Source organism: Pseudoalteromonas neustonica (assembly GCF_001653135.1).
Classification (GTDB): domain Bacteria; phylum Pseudomonadota; class Gammaproteobacteria; order Enterobacterales; family Alteromonadaceae; genus Pseudoalteromonas; species Pseudoalteromonas neustonica.
Genome location: NZ_BDDS01000002.1, coordinates 208,005 through 228,330, shown reverse-complemented (window position 1 = coordinate 228,330; position 20,326 = coordinate 208,005). Strand labels below are relative to the sequence as shown.

Genomic DNA, 20,326 nt, shown 5'->3' with positions numbered 1-20,326 from the left:
AACAAGCAATACACATTTGGTATTAGGGAAAGACAGCTATAAACCAAATTGTAATTACCTCAAATTTACTGTAGCTGTGTTTATGGAATAAAGTTTAAGGTCTATTATTATGAAATCATCGTTAAAAATTGCTTCTTTATCAATTGCTATTTTATCTTCTTTGCAAGTTGCGCATGCAAATCAATGTTCAGGTCAACTTTATGGGATTAATGCAGGTCGTGGTGACACGGCAATTGTATTTAAACTAGATGAGTTTACACAGCAAGCTCAAGCCCACTCTCGTGCAAAGTATAGCTCTTCAGCTTTAGCACATGTCACAGATTCTAATCGTTTGTACTATATTTCAGCACCTCGCCCTACAGGCTATAAAGTTGAAGTAGACCATCTTGACTTTAACTCAACAGAATTAAAGTCTTTACCTATCAGTGGTAGCAAGTTTAAATATGTAAAACTTGCTTATGTTGATTTAAATACCAATGAACATGTTGAAGTGGGTAAAACTAACAACATGTATCGTTTAACGTATGATCAACAAAATAACCGACTAATTGGTTCATATAAAAATAAACTTTATGCGATCTCTCCTGATACAGCCGAGACCACTGAGCTAGGTGAAATCTCAGGCCTTGAAAATGCGAAAGGCATTTGGCGTGGTGATATGGTTTACAAAAATGGCGAGTTAATTCTAGTTACTAGTAGTAGCCTATATAAAGTTGATGTTGAGTCACTTTCAGCAACTAAATTGTCAGATCACAAGCTAACAACTGTAACCGGTGCTAGTTTAAATCAGCAAGGTGATATCCTTTTAAGCCGTACGTTGTTAACGGACTTAGGCCACTCTAATAAATCACAAATATATAAAGTTAATGAGAATACTGGTAACACTTGCCATGTTGCAGATTTCCCTGTTCGTATTAATGATTTAGCAACGAACCTTAATGAGTCGGTTGCGTGTTATGAAGCGCCTATTTGTACTGTTTCAGATATTCCAACTTTTACATTAGTCGCAATAGCAGACACTGTTGATGAAGGTAACACGTTATCTTATCAATTAGAGCTAAGTAACAGTTATGAAGAAGATATAGAAATTTATATCTCTACCACGCCTGATACAGCCACATCATCAGATTATAATTATCCTGATCAATTAATTACGGTTCCAGCTGGTGAAACGCGTGTCACTATCAGTATTCCTACATCTGAGAACGATGATTTTAGTGAGACAAAAACATTTACCGTTAATGCCGTAGCAGAACAAAATGCGACCGGCTCTAGCTCAGTAACAGCTTCAATATTGAATAATGATGAACAATGTGTTCCTGAAAACTTTACTCGCATCAATTATAGTTTTGTGTCTGAAAGTGCAGGATACGATAATGATTGGGGTGTAAAAGTTAATAATCAGTACATAAAACTACTTGACGAACGTGGTGCAGCTGGTTACTACGATGTTGCAGCAAGCGCCTCAATTACGTATGTACTTGCAGTCAATGGTAATGCAAGTAAACTAAAAACAGCTTATAAAACGCATGGCACTAAGCAGTACTGGGAAGACCAAAACGATAATGACTTTAACGACTTTGTCGTCAACGTTACTACACAGCCAATTCAAAAAGGGTGTAATTAAACACTTAAAGCCTTCGCTTAAAGTAATAAATTACCCCACAAATAAGCCAGCATTGCTGGCTTATTTGTTTTTAATAACATTTAGTTATTTACGTAAAGCATCTATTCGCTCATCCAATGGTGGATGTGATGAGAATAATTCTGCAACACCTTTACCACTGGCAATACCGAACGCCATCATTGATCCTTCTAATTGTGATGGGTGATTCTGTTTTAAACGCTCAAGCGCAGAGCGCATTTTATCGGCACCGACTAACTTAGCAGCTCCCGTGTCTGCAGCAAACTCACGCCTACGACTGTAATAAGCCACAACAATACTCGCCAGCACACCAAATATCATTTGGAAAATTATGTCGAATAAGAAGTAAGTCCAGCTACTGCCGCTCTCTTCTTTATCGCTATTTATAAAGTTATCAACAATACCTGCGAGTACTTTAGCAATAAAAATGACAAAGGTATTTACCACGCCTTGTATCAGCGTCAACGTAACCATATCACCATTTGCTATGTGTGATACCTCATGTGCTAGTACAGCTTCGGCTTGATCTTGGCTCATGTGCTGCAATAAACCAGAACTCACAGCAACCAATGAATTATTTTTACTCGGGCCCGTTGCAAATGCATTCATTTCAGGACTGTCGTAGATCGCTACCTCAGGCATTTTAATACCTGCTTTGTGTGCTTGTTCAGCAACTGTTTGCATTAACCAATGCTCAGTTTCATTACGCGGTTGTTCAATAACATACGCGCCGGTCGATCTTTTCGCCATCCATTTGGACATAAGCAATGAAATAAACGATCCACCAAAACCAAACACAGCAGCAATCATTAGTATACCGCCTAAACTTCGGTTACTAATGCCAAACACACTCATTAAAATAGACAATACAATGCCTAAAACCAGCATGATTGCTAAATTAGTTAGTAAAAACAAAAAAACACGTTTCATAATATCCTCAGTGTAACAACAATTGTATTAAGTAACGGTTGTATCTCTTTTAGAGATAAATTTGAAACCGCTACTTAATAAAATTACATATCACTGAACAGACTATCGTAAGGACACTATAGGATATGGTCGCTATTGTGTGACAAACTATGTCATAAAAGCAAGTGATTTACTCAAGTCATATCAAGGTACAGGATTCAACGTTTCATAGGAGCTTAAGATCAAGGCTATACTTCGCGATAATGGCAGTCCCTTTTAGGAATAATAACGTATAGAGTAAGTGCCTGTGAAACGCCCTGCTGGTTGGTTGGAAAGCGATTTAAACTAAGTTACTTTTATAAAAGACTGATTTTAATAAGGGAATAACTATTGTCTGTAATCAATCCCTTGCCTAAATCGCTGTTAACTCCAGCTGAAAACCACAGTTTGATGTGACTTGGTATACCTATGGTTTAATTGATAAAACTTCAAGGAGAGATTTATAAATTTGTAATTTAGGCGGGTTGTCAGCATAAGGGCTTATAGCAAGTAGTGGAAATGGCAAACGCAGTTTCAACGAATCTATATTAGCTTGGTATTCATTCATAGCAGGATCAATCTGATTAGCTATCCAACCCACACAATTTATACCCAACATTTTAAAATGTGCCGCTGTTAATAATGCATGATTTAAGCAACCTAATTTCATCCCCACAACAAGAATCACCGGCAACTGCTCTTTGCAAACCCAATTATATAAATAATCAGTATCATTTATTGGTAATGCCCAGCCACCAGCGCCTTCGGTTAGAATATAATCACATTCTAACTCACTTAACTTTGCGTAAGCTTGGCTAATACCCTCAACAGTAATAGTTGCATCCACTTTAGCAGCGGCAATATGTGGCGCTATGGGCGGTGCAAAAGTAAAAGGGTTTATTAGATCATACTTGGCACTGACAGTGGCACTTTCCATTAAGGCAAGCGCGTCATCATTAACCAATTCATCAAAGGCTATTTCAGCACCAGCTGCGAGCGGCTTAAAACCCAATGCACGCTTTTTATGTTGAGCTAATAACTTTAATAATAAACAACTAACATGCGTTTTACCGGCATCTGTATCGGTACCTGTGATAAAAAATTGTTTCATATTTTTTTAAGTTCCATAATCGCTACTTGATAACTAACAATTGCGCGCTCATTTACTAATGGGAAAGCGGCACACACTTGCTGTAAGCGGTGCTTAGTCATCAAACCTTTACGTTTTTGTTGGCTAAGTTGGTTAGTTGCCCCAATAGCTTTTAAAGAGCGCAGTGCTGCCATGGGAGATTCATAACTATCTTGGTAGCAGGTTTGGTTTAAACTGCTGATATCAAGCTTAGCAGCGCTAATATACTGCTGTAATTGAACAAGTGTATGAAATTTATTTACATGACTTTGCGAGTCAACTTTATTAAAAGCTGTTTTGATCTCAGCCAGTGATCCATCGACAACACAACTTAGGTATATTACCCCACCTGGCTTTAAAACCCGATACAACTCTTTTAATAAATGGGGTAAATTTTGCGACCATTGCACGGCAAAATTACTAAATATACAGTCAACACTTTTATCTAATAAAGGAAGTGCATCCATATCGGCACAAATAGCCATCCTAGCCTGACTATGTTTTAACATATCAAAACTTAAATCAAACGCGATTGTAGTGCCAAATAGAGCCTGTAAACGCGCAGTATTCACACCGGGTCCTGCACCTAAGTCTAAACATATCCCTGTAGCGTGTGATTTAACCTTAGCAAATAAATCATCTGCGCTGCGTTTTTGCACATTGGCGTGCTCAGCATAACCTGCAACAGCACGGGAGAATTTAGTCGCAGTTATCTGCTTTATATGCCGAGCGCTAACATCATTATCACTCTCTGTGTTACATAGTTGCTCTACAGCCATCATAAAATAGCCTTAAGTTCACTCACTAATCGGTTAATATCATCATGAGTATGTGCAGCACTTAAAGTTATTCGCAAACGCGCAGTGTTAAAAGGAACGGTTGGTGGGCGAATTGCAGTCAACCAAATGCCCTTTTCTTTTAATTTATTGGCAGCTTCTAAGGTTTGCTCTGCACACCCTAGCACTATCGGTTGAATCGCAGACATTGATGGCATAACGGCTATTTTATGTGCCAATGCTTGTTTCTTAAAATGGTCTATATTATCAGCTAGTCGATTGCGTCTTAGAGCACCAACGTCACCTACAATCTGCTTAATACGTTGGCGTGTTAAATTAGTAATTAATGGCGATAGTCCCGTAGAGTAAATGTAATCGCGATTAAACTGCTGCATATAATCAACAAGCTCTTTACTTGCTAAAACACACGCCCCGCTGCTGGCCAGTGCTTTGCCAAATGTAATAACGAGCAAATCAGGTTTTATTGTTTCACAGGTCCCTAATCCTTGATTACCAAATACACCAAAACCATGCGCATCATCAATCATAAGCCATGCATTATGTTGCTTAGCTAATTCCTTTAATTTAGCTAATGGCGCCTGATCGCCATCCATAGAGAACACACCTTCACTAATAATGAGCTTATGCTTAGCTGATGATTTTTCTAATCGCGATTGCAGGTGCTGCATGTCATTATGATTAAAACGGATCATCGCCGCTTGGCTATGTAATCCGCCATCAATTAAACTGGCATGATTGAGTTTATCGTGGAAGGTCGCACTTTCTTGTGCTGTTTTCTTATCGTGAAATAACGCTTTTAACACACTATTGTTTGCGCTAAAGCCACTATTGAATAACATAGCCGCTTCAAAACCCATTAGCTCACACAAATACGTTTCAAGTTGGTGCTGCTCAATACCGTAACCTGTAACAAGCGGAGAACTATTACTCCCTAAGGCAATACCTGTGTCATGCTGGATAACATCAGCGGCAAACCCTAGGTAGTCATTACTGGCAAAGTTTAAGTATTGCTGTGTATTAACAGTGATTTCTCTGCCTGTGGAATGGCTTATTAATTGGCGCTGGCGCGATAGCGCATCGTCAGCGCGTTGCTGAAGATGCGTTTTTATGTATGAAAAAGGCATTAGGCTTCGTAAAACATCTCAGAGGTTGCTTTATCAGCAACAGCCGATGACAACGATGCTTCATACGCTTCATCTGAATAGTCATGGCGCTTTTCAGGATTCATACCTAATTTTCTAATTAAGTTCATATCGGCATCCGCCTCAGGGTTTTCTGTGGTAAGTAATTTATCGCCATAAAAAATTGAATTTGCGCCAGCAAAGAAACACATTGATTGCATTTGCTCATTCATTGCGTTTCGCCCAGCAGATAAACGTACATAACTCAGTGGCATCATGATACGCGCCGTTGCGATAGTACGAATAAATTCGAAATGATCTAAATCGTCCACATTTTCAAGCGGTGTGCCTTTTACTTTAACAAGCATATTGATAGGGACACTTTCTGGTTGTTGCGGTAGATTAGCTAGTTGCATAAGTAAACCAAATCGATCAGCAGCTTGCTCACCCATACCAACGATACCACCAGAACATACTTTCATACCCGCATCTCTTACATTACCTATGGTATCTAGGCGGTCTTGGAATGTACGTGTAGTAATGATTTGCTCATAATATTCAGGAGAGGTGTCTAAGTTATGGTTATAATAATCAAGTCCTGCGTCACGCAACGCATGGGCTTTATCATTATCAAGCATACCTAATGTCATACAGGTCTCAAGACCCAACTCTTTTACTTCTTTTACCATTTGAGAGATATATGGCATGTCTCTGTCTTTTGGATCTGACCATGCAGCCCCCATGCAAAAGCGCGTTGCACCTTTTTCTTTTGCTAAGCGAGCTTGCTCTACTACCTTTTCAACTTCAATAAGGCGTTCTCGTTCTAAGTCAGTTTTATAATGACCTGATTGAGGACAGTACTTACAATCTTCTGGACACGCACCCGTTTTAATAGATAACAAAGTCGAAATTTGCACTTCATTTGGATTAAAGTTTGCACGATGAACTGATGCGGCTTTAAATAATAAATCATTAAACGGCATTTCGAATAAGGCTTTTACTTCTTTATGTGTCCAATCGTGGCGAACTGGTGCAAGCTCCATAACTCTCTCTTTTTATTTTTAATGACGGTGATATTGGCTTAGTCTACTTCTTGACGTAACATTGTCAACGAACCCCAGCAAGCAGAAGTTTACAAATGAGCAATAAACAACCGATCGATCTCGATTTTGATCGCCACCATATATGGCATCCTTATACATCTATGGTTAACCCACTTCCCGTTTACCCTGTTAGTCATACACTCGGGAATAAAATTCACCTACAAACAGGTGAAGCTCTTATTGATGGGATGGCTTCATGGTGGAGTGCTATCCATGGTTATGGGCATCCCAACCTCACCAAGGCAGTCGTAAATCAAGTGAACACTATGAGTCATGTCATGTTTGGCGGTATTACACACCAGCCAGCCGTTGAGTTATGTAAAAAACTCGTTGCGATCACCCCTTCTAATTTACAAAAAGTATTTTTAGCAGACAGCGGATCTGTGTGTGTTGAAGTAGCAATAAAAATGGCGCTGCAGTACTGGTTAAGTCAAGGCATTACAACAAAGCAAAAACTCATGACGCCTTATAAGGGTTACCATGGAGATACTTTTGCAGCAATGAGCGTGTGTGACCCGGTGAACTCAATGCATTCCCTATACAGCGGCTTTTTACCTGAGCATATATTTGTGCCTGCTCCGCAAAGTAAATTTGACCAGCCTTTTGATGAATCTGAAGCCACACTACTTACTGAGTATTTTAAAAATCATCATCACCAAGTAGCCGCTTTTATTATTGAACCTATTGTACAAAATGCCGGCGGCATGAATTTCTATCATCCACACTATTTAAAAACGGTGCGCCAGCTATGTAATCAATACGATGTATTGCTGATTTGCGATGAAATAGCCACTGGATTTGGCCGTACGGGCAAACTCTTTGCTGTAGAACATGCGGATATTGAACCCGATATTATGTGTATTGGCAAAGCGCTAACAGGCGGGATGATGACTCTCTCGGCAACGTTAACTACAGATAAAATTGCCATTGGCATTAGCAATGGTGAAGCTGGCGTACTAATGCACGGCCCTACATTCATGGGTAACCCACTTGCGTGTTCTGTCGCATGTGCCAGCATTGATCTGCTAATGAATCAAGATTGGAAAAAACGCATAACACAATTAAACAACGCGCTGAGCCAACTAAAGTGCTGCCTTACTCTTGAAGGTGTCGTTAATGTTAGAACGTTAGGCGCTATCGGTGTTGTGGAGTTAGACAGAAGTGTTGATGTAGCAAAAATACAAGCGTATTTTATTAAACAAGGTGTTTGGATAAGACCATTTGGTAAGCTTATCTACCTAATGCCGCCATATATAACAAGCGATGATGATATTAGCACATTAATAACTGCCATTTACAACGCGATTAACGACGGCCATTACTAAACTAACATAAACGCGAAATTACATGTAAAGGAAGCTCACATTACGTCAGCTTCCTTTACATTAGGACCGACTGTTCCTACCATTCAAACATATATGCCATTTTACTGATCATTTTTAAAGGTACATTATGGCCATTACGTTTTGCATATAGATGCTGCAATGACTTATCTTTCACTTCACCAACAATCACTTCTTTTACTTGATACCCTAACGCGATTGCAGCTTGATTATATGCAATAAATTCCCACTTCTTAATATTTGTGTTATCCACGATCACAAGCGGAATTGACTGAGCTAATGCATTAATAAATCGCGCTAAATTTAAATTATGAAATTGCGACTGTTTGAATTTATCAAATTGGTACTCTCCTCGCTCATTATAAAAGTAATCATCTGTTGAACAAATTAAGTACTGACTTTGGTCACCAGCAACTAATTCGTCCGCGAGGTTTTGAGCATAATAAGACTTACCACACCCTGGTAATCCACGTAAAATAAAGACTTGTTTCATAATACCTATAATATTTGGCAAGTTAATTTAAACACCTTGAGTGGATATAATGCCATAAAAGACGTATTGATCGCAGTGTAATTCTGTTTTTTATTGCTATTACGTTTGCTTTTTATGACTAAAAATCACACATTTGGCTATAAAGCATAAAAAAACGATAAAAAAATGAAAAGAATAAGCAAAGAGTTGCTCACACATGTTTTTTTATTTTACATTCAAAGGTAAGATACACCGTTCAAGTGCGATGCAGCACATATAATGTAGGCAACTTATATCATTGGAGTGAAGATGAGCCACTTAGCGATTTCAGAGCTATTAAAAGGCAAGGTTGCGGTAGACAGCCAAGTAACAATTAAAGGCTGGATCCGTACACGCCGCGATTCAAAAGCAGGAATTTCATTTTTAGCCGTTCATGACGGTTCATGTTTTGATCCTATTCAGGCGGTAGTACCTAATTCACTTAATAATTATGATGAAGTTACCAACCTAACAGCGGGTTGCTCTGTATCAGTTACAGGTGTTTTAGTACAATCGGCTGGCCAAGGTCAATCATTTGAAATTCAAGCAAATAGCGTACAAGTATTAGGTTGGGTAGAAAACCCAGATTCATACCCAATGTCAGCAAAACGCCACAGTATTGAATACTTACGTGAGCACGCTCACCTTCGCCCACGAACTAACATGATTGGTGCAGTAACACGTGTTCGTAACTGTTTAGCACAAGCTATTCACCGCTTCTACCATGAACAAGGCTTTTATTGGATCAGTACTCCTATTATAACAGCAAGTGACTGTGAAGGCGCTGGCGAAATGTTCCGTGTATCAACGCTTGATATGCAAAACTTACCGCGTACTGATAAAGGCGATATTGATTACAGTGAAGACTTCTTCGGTAAAGAAGCATTTCTTACTGTATCAGGTCAGTTAAATGGTGAGACTTACGCATCGGCTATGTCAAAAATCTATACTTTTGGCCCAACGTTCCGTGCGGAGAACTCAAATACTTCACGCCACCTAGCTGAGTTTTGGATGGTAGAGCCTGAAGTTGCCTTTGCTGATCTTGAAGATATCGCAAAACTTGCTGAAAACATGCTTAAATATGTATTCAAAGCGGTACTTGAAGAACGTCGTGATGACATGGAGTTTTTTGCTCAACGTGTTGAGAAAACAGCTATATCTCGTTTAGAAGAGTTTGTAGAAAAAGATTTTGCCCAAGTTGATTACACCGACGCAGTCGAAATTCTTAAAAACTGTGGCAAGAAATTTGAATACGCTGTTGAATGGGGTGTAGATTTACAATCTGAGCATGAGCGTTACTTAGCTGAAGAGCACTTTAAAGCGCCAGTGGTAATCAAAAACTACCCACGTGATATTAAAGCGTTCTACATGCGTCAAAATGAAGACGGCAAAACAGTAGCAGCTATGGACGTAGTTGCACCAGGTATTGGCGAAATCATTGGTGGCTCACAACGTGAAGAACGCCTTGATGTACTCGATGCGCGCTTAGAAGAAATGGGCTTAAACAAAGAAGACTACAGCTGGTATCGTGACCTACGTAAATATGGTTCAGTGCCACACTCTGGTTTTGGTCTGGGTTTCGAACGTTTAGTGGCTTATGTAACAGGTATGGGCAACGTACGTGATGTAATCGCCTTCCCTCGTACAAAAGGCAGCGCAACTTACTAAACTAAGTAACTAAGTAACTAAGTAACTAAGTAACTAATAAAAACCAACCTTTGTGTTGGTTTTTTTGTAAATTTAAAATACTTTTTTTAAATTTCAACTATAGTTATAAAAAACAATAACCTGATATATATATGATTAAACACCTATTGCTTGTCACTAATTTATTCTTTTGTGTTGCCGCCTCATCAACACAACTTTCAAACCTTGATACCCAACAGCCTCAAACAATTTTAGTTGCAGGTTCAACCTCTGTAGTACAAATGTTAGAGCTTGTTCAAGCTGACTTTAACAATACTGAACAGAGTGTAATGCAGTTACGAGGGATGGGCAGTGATAAAGGTATACAAGCCATTGGTGAGAACTTAGTAGATATAGGCGCATCTTCTCGCTATATGACCAAAGCAGAGCAAGAACGTTGGCCTAATTTAAAACAAACTGTTTTGGCCCAAGACGCTTTAGTTTTTTTTACCAATATTGAAAATCCAATAAAAAACCTATCCACTGAACAACTCAGTGATATTTATCGCGGTAAATATACCCTTTGGAGCCAGGTGAGTGGTAAAAACACTGCAAAGTCAGAGCAAGATAACCAAATACACTTATTCAGCAAAGGTATTCAACACGGTACATTTGATGTGTTTTTGGAATTTTTAAACCTTGATTACATGAAATCAGCACAACCGGACGCCATTAAATTTAAATCAGCAGGAAATAGAGGGCTCTTTTCCAAACAAGACGTGGCTTTATACAATGAATTTAATCAGGCGTTAGGAATTGTACAACGCATACCAAATGCAATCGCGTTTGATTCCTTTGGTGCAGTATCACAACTTAAAAACTCAAAGCTAATCGATAAGATTAGAATACTAAGTATTAATGATGTCAGCCCAACGCAAGAGACCGTTAAAACTAGCCATTATAACTTTGTAAGACCATTAGTTTTAATTGTAAATACGCAGTCTGCTGAGTCAGTTAAAAAAGGTAAATTAATATCTTACTTTCTAAAGACAAAAGATATCAGAGAATTACTAACTAGCCATCATTATATAATGGTTGATTGATATTATTTATGCGGATAGTAAAAAGCGAAAGCATTTATGCTTTCGCTTTTTTAATCCATATGAGAAGCGTGCTTATGCAAGTTTATCCGACACAACTTTGTAAGTTGGATCTTCTATCACATTAACCTCAACTAAATCACGTGCCTTATGAAGCAACTGTGTACAGTCAGGGCTTAAATGACGTAAGTGAAGTTGCTTACCTGCTTTAGTGTATTTATCAGCTAAAGCATCTATTGCTTCTATCGCACTATGATCAGCAACACGACTGTACTTAAACTCTATAATAACGTCTTTAGGATCGTTTTTAATATCGAATAATTCAGAAAACTGTTTCACTGATCCGAAGAATAAAGGTCCGTGTAATTCATATACTTTAGCACCCTCTTCATCTATATAGTTTGTAGTAAAGATATGTTTAGCATGTTGCCATGCAAATACTAAGGCCGATACAATCACACCTACGCATACTGCAATCGCTAAATCTGTAATAACTGTCACACCCGATACTAAAACAATCACAAAGGCATCTGACTTTGGTACGCGTTTCATCATTTTGAAACTCGCCCATTCAAACGTGCCTAATACAACCATAAACATTACACCCACAAGAGCAGCGAGTGGGACCATCTCAATTAAGCCTGCAGCAAAAATAATGAAACCTAGCAACATTAATGCAGCGGTAATACCTGATAAACGCGAACGGCCACCTGAATTAATATTGATCATTGATTGGCCAATCATTGCACACCCGCCCATTGCACCAAAGAAACCACACGTTACATTTGCAGCGCCTTGACCAATACACTCTTTATTACTGTGCCCGCGCGTTTCTGTAATTTCATCAATTAGGCTAAGCGTTAGTAATGATTCAATCAAACCAATTGCAGCTAAAATTAATGCATAAGGTAAAATGATTTTAAGGGTTTCAAACGTAAATGGAACCATTGGAATATGAAACTCAGGTAAGCCACCAGCAATTGTTGCTGCGCTATCACCCGTCATATCTTTGAGGAAATCAAGTACAGTGCGTGCTTCTAAATCTAAGCCCATTACCAATGCTGTTACCGTCACAATTGCCACAAGCGTAGACGGTACTGCCGTCGTTAATTTTGGTAGAAAGTGAATAATAGCCATTGTTAAAGCAACTAACCCTAACATGATCATCATCGGCGAGCCTGTCATCCATTGCATACCACCTTGACCATCTGGCACTTTAAACTGACCAAGTTGAGCGAGGAAAATTACAATTGCAAGTCCGTTCACAAAGCCGAGCATAACAGGGTGCGGTACCATACGAATAAACTTACCAAGCTTAAAGACCCCGGCTAATATTTGCAGTATCCCCATGAGCAGAACAGTGGCAAAGAGATATTCAACACCATGATCCATCACTAAACTTACCATTACTACGGCAAGTGCACCGGTTGCACCTGAGATCATTCCCGGACGTCCACCAAAAATAGCAGTAATCAAACCAACTATAAATGCTGCGTACAAACCAACTAAAGGTTCTACATTTGCAACAAAAGCAAACGCAACAGCTTCAGGGACGAGCGCAAGCGCAACCGTGATACCTGACAGTATGTCGTTTTTAGCAGAGCTTGGCGCCTTGCTGAGTAAGTTAAACATTGAATTCCTCTTGGGTGTGTGGGATCAAAAAAAGCGCTGAATTCTAACAAATTAAGTACAGGTTAACAATGTATACCCAAACAACATCCGGTGCGCGTTTCTGTTATGGGTTTAATAGAGGCTTACACTGCACATTGTTCCTTTTTTAAAAGGGAATAGCATTAATGCAAAGTAATTTAAAGATAATAAACAACGATGATACAGCTAAAGTTTGAATCGTTACGCTGCTTTAGTATAGTAGTATAAATTGTAGAAACAGGTTAAAAAAGAGTAATGATAATCTATTTAACCTGTTAAACATGGTATTAAAGAGGCAGTGACGTGCTGCGTTTAACGCATGTCATAGTCACATTAGAGTGAACTTCTTGAACAAATTCTAGATTTAATAAATTATCACGTACAAACTGCTCATACCCTTCAATTCCTTTTGAAATAATGCGCAACATAAAGTCCATTGTACCTGCCATACTGTAACACTCAGTTACTTCATCATAGCTCAAAATTAATCTTTCAAATTCAGCTAAATTTGTACGGCCATGATTTGATAAGCGTACATGAGCGTAAACTAGCATGTCAAAGCCAAGTTTTTTCTCGTCGAGTAAGGCAACTTTTCCTTTGATATAACCATCTTGCTCAAGTTTAGCAATACGGCGCCAACAAGGCGATTGAGACAAACCTACTTTATCAGCAATGTCAGCTGTAGAAAGACTGGCATCTTGCTGTAATAGTGCCAAAATTTGGCGATCAACATGATTTAAAGACATAATAATTCTTTTTTATATTACTAATTGGTTAAATTATACATTGCTTTATTTAATCCGTCTTGTATTTTTATGCATTTTTTATGCGTTATTAACCAAATTTACCGCTTATAAATGGATTTGATATGCGCTCCGTCACTACTTTAGTGTCCGGTCCATGCCCAGATAAAATACGTGTTTCTTCTGGCAAGGTTAAAATATGTTTTTTAATCGACTCGAGTAGTTGCTGCGCATCCCCTTTAGGAAAGTCAGTGCGCCCTACTGAGCCTTTAAAAATAACATCCCCCACAAATACAACGCCATGCGTCGGTTCGTAAAACACTATATGTCCAGGAGTATGGCCTGGGCAGTGGCGTATTTCAAAACGCAGCTCACCGACAGAAAATATATCACCACCTGATAACCAATGTGTTGGCGTAAATGGCGTTATCGGTTTAAAGCTAAACATCTGAGCTTGCATTGGTAATGCGTCAAACCAAAATAACTCATCCTTGTGCGGCCCTACAATATCAATACTAAAATGATCGGCCAGTATTTTTGCTGCGCCAACATGATCAAGATGACCATGGGTTAACAAAATACAATCTGGAGTTAAATCATATTTAGCAAGCTCAGTAATGATTTTATCTGCATCTCCACCAGGGTCTACAACCGTTGCTTTACGTGTTTTTTTGCAAATAACAATACGGCAATTTTGTGCAAACGCTGTTACTGGTAACGTAATAATTTCCATGACTTAATTCTTTACTTCTGGTTGAGCATTAAATGCCATTAAGATTGGGTATTTCAAATATGCTTGATCATAAAATGGGGTTTTTTCATATAACCAATTCAATCGAGCTTGAGCATTGTTTGCAAAATTTGAATCTTCCCTAATTTTTTTATCGAATTCAAGTGCCAACGCAGGTTTGTCTTTTAACATTTGGCGTGCATAGGGGGCTAATGCGTAATTTTCCATGTATTCAGTACGTTGAAAAATCGTATTAAACTCCCCCCATGCGAAAAATGAGTCTGGTGCTGCTGGGTGAAGCAAATGTGCAACTAATTCACCTAGGGGTTGCGCTGTAACAACTTTAAACCAACCCGTTAAGTTTTGGGGAGCAGCTGTTTGAATGTCAAACTTCGCATTGACTCTAAAGCGTCCTTCAAATGGTGCTTTATCAAATTCATGTTCAGTGACTACTGCAACCTTTAAGTCATCTACACCTTGTGAAGCTGTCGTTATTTTTTCAACTAAAACACCCTGCAATTTCAATTTTTCAATTATATTTGGGTATGCCGCAGGTATATAAAATGCAGCAGGCACTGTAATTGTCTTAGTAACTTCTTTTTGCCAATAGATAGGTAAATCTGTGTATGCTTGCTTTTCACCTAAATATTTAACTTCCATTTGACCACTGAGGGTACTTTTGCTGCGAGCGTATTTTATGCCTTTGAATTCAATCGAATTGGCTTTTTTTGCATACCCGCGTTGCACTATAAGCTGACTAGGAACAAATTCGTGCTCTTTTTGTACAGCAGCTGCTAATTGCTGATGATGCTGTGCTAACGCAGATATTGCACCATCTAAAAACACATATGTACCAAGTACGCGTTGTTTGTAAGGTTTCAGCGAATGATTTTCAACAAGTATCGTCGGTAACGATCTTAAATCTCCCCACCCATTTGAATAGCGTGGTGTTGCTACCCATCCTGCTAACCCTTTTTTAAACTCGCGTTTATCCATTACAAATACAAGTGGGCCAGGTATATGACCCGACTCTTGTAATTTAGTATCAATTACAGGCTTGAAGTATTGGTTAAGTGCATCTGAAACGCTCGGGGACTCACTTGCAAAAACAGGATTGTAACCGTAGGTTACATCGTACTGGTAATCTGCCCCATCAGTGACATGAACGTCAATGTATAAGTCAGGAGAAAATTGATTAATCATATTCATAACCCCTCTTACTTCCGGGGTATCTAGTTTTGTATAATCTCGATTTAAATTAAGGTTGTTTGCATTGGTTCTAAAGCCCATTTTTACAGGCCCACGTTGATTAATACGATTAAACTGGCTACTGCGCTCGTGGCCATCCACATTTAAAATCGGAATAAAGAGTATATTCACTTGGCTTAAAATATCACGACGTTTACCAGTCGCTATATCGCGTAATAACATAAATGTTGCGTCTTTACCGTCAATTTCACCCGCATGAATACCAGCTTGAATAAAGATGGTCGGTTTATTGGTATGCGATAATTGCGAGGCAGAAAACTCGCCGGTTTCACTTGCTATGATCATTTTGATAGCGCGGCCACTTGCACTGTGAGCAATGGTTTGCACTTTAAACTGAGTTGGATTAGCTGCGACAAGACGATCTACAAATTCCATCGTTAACTGATAATTTGGTGATTCTAAACCTTCGCTCAGCTCAAAGTCGGTTGTTAAAGGACCTTTTTGTTGCAGTAGTGCCAAACTTTGCCCTTGCCATGGTAATAACGGTGGCAAATGGCTATCTAATGTAATACTGGCACTTAATAATAATAAACTGGCAATCATAGGTCTCTCTAACTTTAGCCTTTTAAGTGCTTGAAATTATAACAAGGATACAGAGCAGGTCGCGTAAACTGCGGTAGTTCAACAAAAAAATACAGCCAATGACAATTACAGCTTTTAACACGCTCCTATTTTAAACAATAAAAAAGGCGCTATAAAAGCGCCTTGCCATTCAAGAGTTATGTGCTTAAAACATATCTTGATAAGGATTCGTCTTACTAAATTTAATGGCTTTTTCAAAGCCTGGAATATTCATTTGCGTATCAGAAATGACAATGTCATTTTCTTCAATCATGCCATCTCCAAAGCGATAAATAAGCGCATACTGACCTAAATCAGCTTGTTGCTGGTAATCAGCTTGAGCTGCTTTAACTGCTTTATTACTTTGTGCGTATTTATTCATAACTGCACTGCCATGGCGCTTAGCAAGCATATTTATTGTTACTTTAGGTGAAAGTACCGTGGCAGTTGCATTATTTCCGCCAAAACCTTTTGAGTTAATAAAGGCAATATCCATATCATCACATTGATAATGCGCTGTACGGATATCTAAGTGTTGGCTATGGACGTCATCAGCTACTTTATCTATCGTGGTAATACCCGGCATAATATTGTGTGTAAATACACCTAGCGCCATTGCTAACTGATCGCCACTCGCGGGGGCTAATGTATGACCAACAAACGCTTTAGGCGCTGACACTTTCCAATTATCTATTGCAAATGTTTGTGCCACTCGGTGATAAATAAGTGACTCTGTTACGCGGTTTTGAGGTGTACTTGAGCCATGCGCTAAAATAAAGCTTCGCTGTTGAACAGCGTCAATACCTAAAATATTAGCAGCCAATGCAACCGATTTAGCCATCGTAATGTAATTACCTGGACCTGGGGCTGTAATTGATTTTTTAACACCATCCGCATTAACAAATACATCGGCAACAGATCCCATGATCTGAGCGCCAAGCTCTAATGCAAGTGCATCATCCATCAAAATAACAACTTGCGCGCCTTCACCAATTGTAAAACCACAGTTTTCGCCAAAAGGCCGACTTGTACGACGATGATCCACCGTATCAGTTCCATCTAAACGTTTTAAGCCCTCTTCGTTAGCGAGCGCCCCCATATTACCAAAGCCTTCGATCATCTCAGGTGTAATTGCACACTCAACGCTGGCAACGACTGCAACACGAGTACGCCCCGCTTGAATATCATTTACTGCCGCACGTAAATTGTACAAAAATGTAGCGCATGCACCTGATGTAGTAAATGTAGTGCCTACATTTCCAGTTACATAAGCATTAATAAAGTCCGTAGACATAGTATTTAAACCAAGTGCAAGCTGCTTAGTGCTTACTCTCTCGCCCTGCTGGCGAGAACGAATTAAACCACCAAAACCTTCATCATTAACTTGCCCAGCAATTGACGCTGAATATGTGCCGATTTTATCGGGTTCAACACTGTTCATAATAGATTGCCAATCTAAACCCGTTGACTTAATTGCATCGGTTGCAGCAAAAATTGTCGCTTGCAGCCCGCGCGGTTGGTAACGACTATTGTACATAGTAGATGGATCAAAACCGGTAGGTAACTGACCCGCTGCTTTTATTGGATTATCACGGGTGCTGTCATGTTTAATCGCAACTTCTGCACTGATCGTTATTTTTACTTTTTTATCTTCTAAATCTTCAATAAGCCAGCTAGCAGGTATAGGCTGCGGTAAATCGCGACGGCGCGTTTCAAATACAATGTTTTGTTCATCACTGGCTGTGAAGGTCATTTTTTGCTGCCACGGTGTGGCATCAACATCAAAGTGATTCTTTTCAATCTTTCGGATCAAAGTGCCTGCAATCACTCGCTCGCCAAATAACGACTCAATATCATTTTGGCTAACAACCTTACCAGACTCATCTTTTAATTCACCTTCTTGCATTGAAACAAGATTCATTAAAGTTGCTAAGCCTAAAAATGTTTCTTGGCGAGCATTTGCACTCAAGCTGTCTAACACGATACGACGATAGCCTTGATGAAATGAAGTACGGCCTGCGGCGTTAATTCCGCCCATGCCGACAATAACGGATAATGCTGTCATAATTTGCCTTGAGAAAACGTGTTATCGGGTATGTATACAGTTTAGATGGATTTAACATTCCAGATTGTGCTTAAATAGCCAAATAACCAGTCTAACAGGCCAGCGATCACTGGTCGGAGCAATTAAATGGACACAAACAAAACACAATCGTCATTACAGATCAGTATTTTGGTTTACCAGCATTTATTGATCACTAGTTTAACCTTACCAATAGAGATGCTAAGAGCAGGCGAAGCCTTTGCAAAAAGCCATCTTCAATCAATCCCTTTTCGACCATTAACCATTAATTTAATTGCTGAGAATACACAGCCAATCAAAAATCGTAGCGGGTTAGCTATTTTACCAGATGATACGCACCTTACTGCGCCTCACAGTGACTTAATAATTGTGCCAGGAATTTGGCGAAACCCCCGCCCTGTAGTCCGCGCAAATAACCAGCTAGTTAAATGGCTTGGGGCGAGTTGGCAAAATGGCAGTTCGATTATTGGAGTGGGCACGGGCAATTGTCTTATCGCCGAAGCTGAACTATTAAATGGTCACCCTGCAACAACACATTGGCATTATGCTGAACAATTTAAGCGAGATTATCCATTAGTGTTGCTTAAACCTGATTTTTTTATCACTCAGTCGGAGCGTTTATATTGTGTTGCGAGCTTAAATGCACTCGCGGATGTAATCGTACATGTTATAAGCCAGTATTATGGGCAAGCAGCCGCACAACATGTTGAGCGCAATTTTTCTCATGAAATACGTAAGCCATATGAAGAGCAAAGATATTTAGAGGGTGCCGTTGATAGACATCCAGATGAATTAATTGCACAAATTCAATTTTGGTTAAAAAACAACGTGTCCACTGAGCAAAGTTTAAACGATGTTGCACAACTATTTGGTTTAAGTTACCGTACTTTTACACGTCGTTTTCGAAGTGCGACCAATCAAAGTCCAATAGAGTATTGGCAGCAATTGCGAGTTCAAACGGCTAAAGAGTTGCTTGCTTGCTCTAACTTATCAATTCAAGAAGTGGCTCTTGAGGTGGGATATAATGATCAAGGGCATTTAACCCGCGTATTTAAAAAAGTACTCTCGCAAACACCAAGTGAGTATCGAAAAGTCGTTAGAAGAAAATTATTTGGCTAATCTATTAATTAAATGCATTATAATATTGTATGTATTACCGTCATAAAGGACAGTCATGATCCATCAAGGAACAGGGGAAACTATCGTATTACTGCATGGCGCGACATCATCTTGCAATACATGGAAACACGTTGTGCCTTTATTAAGCCCTTCAAACGAAGTCTTCGCATTCACTGCACTTGGCCATCGAGGCGGTAATAAAGCCACTAGCAGTATAGAAATTAGCGACATAATAGATGACTTTGAGCGATTGTTAGATAAGTACAACATCGATAAACCCCATATCACCGGCAACTCTATGGGTGGGTGGGCCGCTATCGAGCTCGCTAAAAGAGGACGAGCCGCAAGCGTGTGTGCCATATCTCCAGCAGGTTTTTGGAACACGCCACAACATGGACAACATCTTGCGCTTAAAAAATTAAAGCGCCTGGCATTTATTGCTAAAATCACACAACCACTGTTACCTTTACTAGCGAAGTCATCTTTAATAAGAATGTTGGCATTAAAAGACGTTGCAAAATATGGAAACAAGCTCAGTGGATGTGAATTTACTGCCATGGTAGAAGATATGCTGTACTGCGAAGTTAAAAGCTCACTTTTTAATACAAAACAGTCGCTTAATTTTACCAAGCCACTGCCTTGTCCTTGTACTTTGGTATGGCCTGAATGTGATCTCTTATTTCCACCGAATATAAACGCTGTGATAGCTAAAGAGCGCCTCCCCGACGCTCGCTCTCTGATTTTAAAAGACATTGGCCATGTACCAATGATTGATGACCCCCTATTAATTGCTACAACAATTTTAAAAAGCATTGAATATGGTAAGGCTTTTGAACTTAACGAATAGC

The 20,326-nt window shown here is 39.3% G+C and carries 17 protein-coding genes; 6 read left to right on the top strand and 11 right to left on the bottom strand.

Annotated features, from left to right (window positions below):
• Nucleotides 1-109 precede the first annotated feature (109 nt).
• Nucleotides 110-1,627, top strand: coding sequence for a hemolysin (locus tag A7967_RS04265; protein WP_054204616.1), 1,518 nt, complete (start codon nucleotides 110-112; stop codon nucleotides 1,625-1,627).
• An 84-nt stretch (nucleotides 1,628-1,711) separates the two neighbouring features.
• On the opposite strand, the gene htpX is transcribed toward A7967_RS04265, so the two are convergent.
• From htpX to bioB, 5 genes are all read right to left on the bottom strand, one after another.
• Nucleotides 1,712-2,575 carry a protease HtpX gene (gene htpX, locus A7967_RS04260; RefSeq protein WP_054204617.1) on the bottom strand — a complete coding sequence of 288 codons (864 nt, stop codon included), beginning with the start codon at nucleotides 2,573-2,575 and terminating at the stop codon, nucleotides 1,712-1,714.
• 445 nt (nucleotides 2,576-3,020) lie between these two features.
• A complete protein-coding gene (gene bioD, locus A7967_RS04255; RefSeq protein ID WP_054204618.1) occupies nucleotides 3,021-3,704 on the bottom strand; it encodes a dethiobiotin synthase in 684 nt (227 codons plus the stop codon).
• Nucleotides 3,701-4,504: a methyltransferase domain-containing protein gene (locus A7967_RS04250; protein ID WP_064435402.1), complete on the bottom strand. Its 804-nt coding sequence runs from the start codon at nucleotides 4,502-4,504 to the stop codon at nucleotides 3,701-3,703. The genes bioD and A7967_RS04250 overlap by 4 nt, the downstream gene beginning before the upstream one ends.
• A complete protein-coding gene (locus A7967_RS04245; RefSeq protein WP_054204619.1) occupies nucleotides 4,501-5,643 on the bottom strand; it encodes an 8-amino-7-oxononanoate synthase in 1,143 nt (380 codons plus the stop codon). The genes A7967_RS04250 and A7967_RS04245 overlap by 4 nt, the downstream gene beginning before the upstream one ends.
• The gene (bioB, locus tag A7967_RS04240; RefSeq protein ID WP_054204620.1) at nucleotides 5,643-6,683 is read right to left on the bottom strand and encodes a biotin synthase BioB; all 1,041 of its coding nucleotides are present in this window, start codon (nucleotides 6,681-6,683) and stop codon (nucleotides 5,643-5,645) included. The genes A7967_RS04245 and bioB overlap by 1 nt, the downstream gene beginning before the upstream one ends.
• Before the next feature lie 95 nt (nucleotides 6,684-6,778).
• On the opposite strand from bioB, the gene bioA reads away from it, so the two are divergent.
• Nucleotides 6,779-8,068, top strand: coding sequence for an adenosylmethionine--8-amino-7-oxononanoate transaminase (gene bioA, locus A7967_RS04235; RefSeq protein ID WP_054204621.1), 1,290 nt, complete (start codon nucleotides 6,779-6,781; stop codon nucleotides 8,066-8,068).
• Nucleotides 8,069-8,144: 76 nt separating this feature from the next.
• On the opposite strand, the gene A7967_RS04230 is transcribed toward bioA, so the two are convergent.
• Nucleotides 8,145-8,579, bottom strand: coding sequence for an AAA family ATPase (locus A7967_RS04230; RefSeq protein WP_054204622.1), 435 nt, complete (start codon nucleotides 8,577-8,579; stop codon nucleotides 8,145-8,147).
• Between the two features lie 288 nt (nucleotides 8,580-8,867).
• Between A7967_RS04230 and asnS the strand changes: the two genes are divergently transcribed.
• Nucleotides 8,868-10,265 (top strand): asparagine--tRNA ligase, encoded by a 1,398-nt coding sequence (gene asnS, locus A7967_RS04225; RefSeq protein WP_054204623.1) that lies wholly within the window; start codon nucleotides 8,868-8,870, stop codon nucleotides 10,263-10,265.
• Nucleotides 10,266-10,396: 131 nt separating this feature from the next.
• A complete protein-coding gene (locus A7967_RS04220; protein WP_054204624.1) occupies nucleotides 10,397-11,326 on the top strand; it encodes a substrate-binding domain-containing protein in 930 nt (309 codons plus the stop codon).
• 72 nt (nucleotides 11,327-11,398) lie between these two features.
• Here A7967_RS04220 and A7967_RS04215 read toward each other — a convergent pair whose 3' ends face one another.
• The 5 genes from A7967_RS04215 to A7967_RS04195 form a co-directional block, all read right to left on the bottom strand.
• Nucleotides 11,399-12,955, bottom strand: coding sequence for a SulP family inorganic anion transporter (locus tag A7967_RS04215; protein ID WP_054204625.1), 1,557 nt, complete (start codon nucleotides 12,953-12,955; stop codon nucleotides 11,399-11,401).
• 305 nt (nucleotides 12,956-13,260) lie between these two features.
• Nucleotides 13,261-13,719 (bottom strand): Lrp/AsnC family transcriptional regulator, encoded by a 459-nt coding sequence (locus tag A7967_RS04210; RefSeq protein ID WP_016707271.1) that lies wholly within the window; start codon nucleotides 13,717-13,719, stop codon nucleotides 13,261-13,263.
• Between the two features lie 88 nt (nucleotides 13,720-13,807).
• Entirely contained in the window at nucleotides 13,808-14,449 is a 642-nt protein-coding gene (locus A7967_RS04205; RefSeq protein WP_054204626.1) for an MBL fold metallo-hydrolase, read from the bottom strand.
• 3 nt (nucleotides 14,450-14,452) lie between these two features.
• Complete coding sequence (locus A7967_RS04200) at nucleotides 14,453-16,258, bottom strand: M14 family metallopeptidase (protein ID WP_054204627.1); 1,806 nt, start codon at nucleotides 16,256-16,258, stop codon at nucleotides 14,453-14,455.
• 184 nt (nucleotides 16,259-16,442) lie between these two features.
• The gene (locus tag A7967_RS04195; protein ID WP_054204628.1) at nucleotides 16,443-18,341 is read right to left on the bottom strand and encodes a beta-ketoacyl synthase; all 1,899 of its coding nucleotides are present in this window, start codon (nucleotides 18,339-18,341) and stop codon (nucleotides 16,443-16,445) included.
• Nucleotides 18,342-18,467: 126 nt separating this feature from the next.
• On the opposite strand from A7967_RS04195, the gene A7967_RS04190 reads away from it, so the two are divergent.
• Nucleotides 18,468-19,478, top strand: a complete 1,011-nt coding sequence (locus A7967_RS04190) for a GlxA family transcriptional regulator (RefSeq protein WP_054204629.1) — start codon at nucleotides 18,468-18,470, stop codon at nucleotides 19,476-19,478.
• 55 nt (nucleotides 19,479-19,533) lie between these two features.
• A complete protein-coding gene (locus tag A7967_RS04185; RefSeq protein ID WP_054204630.1) occupies nucleotides 19,534-20,325 on the top strand; it encodes an alpha/beta fold hydrolase in 792 nt (263 codons plus the stop codon).
• Nucleotide 20,326 lies beyond the last annotated feature (1 nt).

Coding starts and splice junctions, on each gene's coding strand:
- bioD (WP_054204618.1), bottom strand. CDS start 3,704: ATGAAACAATTTTTTATCACAGGTACCGATACAGATGCCGGTAAAACG.
- bioB (WP_054204620.1), bottom strand. CDS start 6,683: ATGGAGCTTGCACCAGTTCGCCACGATTGGACACATAAAGAAGTAAAA.
- A7967_RS04210 (WP_016707271.1), bottom strand. CDS start 13,719: ATGTCTTTAAATCATGTTGATCGCCAAATTTTGGCACTATTACAGCAA.
- bioA (WP_054204621.1), top strand. CDS start 6,779: ATGAGCAATAAACAACCGATCGATCTCGATTTTGATCGCCACCATATA.
- A7967_RS04205 (WP_054204626.1), bottom strand. CDS start 14,449: ATGGAAATTATTACGTTACCAGTAACAGCGTTTGCACAAAATTGCCGT.
- A7967_RS04250 (WP_064435402.1), bottom strand. CDS start 4,504: ATGATGGCTGTAGAGCAACTATGTAACACAGAGAGTGATAATGATGTT.
- A7967_RS04230 (WP_054204622.1), bottom strand. CDS start 8,579: ATGAAACAAGTCTTTATTTTACGTGGATTACCAGGGTGTGGTAAGTCT.
- A7967_RS04220 (WP_054204624.1), top strand. CDS start 10,397: ATGATTAAACACCTATTGCTTGTCACTAATTTATTCTTTTGTGTTGCC.
- A7967_RS04200 (WP_054204627.1), bottom strand. CDS start 16,258: ATGATTGCCAGTTTATTATTATTAAGTGCCAGTATTACATTAGATAGC.
- A7967_RS04265 (WP_054204616.1), top strand. CDS start 110: ATGAAATCATCGTTAAAAATTGCTTCTTTATCAATTGCTATTTTATCT.
- A7967_RS04190 (WP_054204629.1), top strand. CDS start 18,468: ATGGACACAAACAAAACACAATCGTCATTACAGATCAGTATTTTGGTT.
- A7967_RS04185 (WP_054204630.1), top strand. CDS start 19,534: ATGATCCATCAAGGAACAGGGGAAACTATCGTATTACTGCATGGCGCG.
- A7967_RS04215 (WP_054204625.1), bottom strand. CDS start 12,955: ATGTTTAACTTACTCAGCAAGGCGCCAAGCTCTGCTAAAAACGACATA.
- htpX (WP_054204617.1), bottom strand. CDS start 2,575: ATGAAACGTGTTTTTTTGTTTTTACTAACTAATTTAGCAATCATGCTG.
- asnS (WP_054204623.1), top strand. CDS start 8,868: ATGAGCCACTTAGCGATTTCAGAGCTATTAAAAGGCAAGGTTGCGGTA.
- A7967_RS04245 (WP_054204619.1), bottom strand. CDS start 5,643: ATGCCTTTTTCATACATAAAAACGCATCTTCAGCAACGCGCTGACGAT.
- A7967_RS04195 (WP_054204628.1), bottom strand. CDS start 18,341: ATGACAGCATTATCCGTTATTGTCGGCATGGGCGGAATTAACGCCGCA.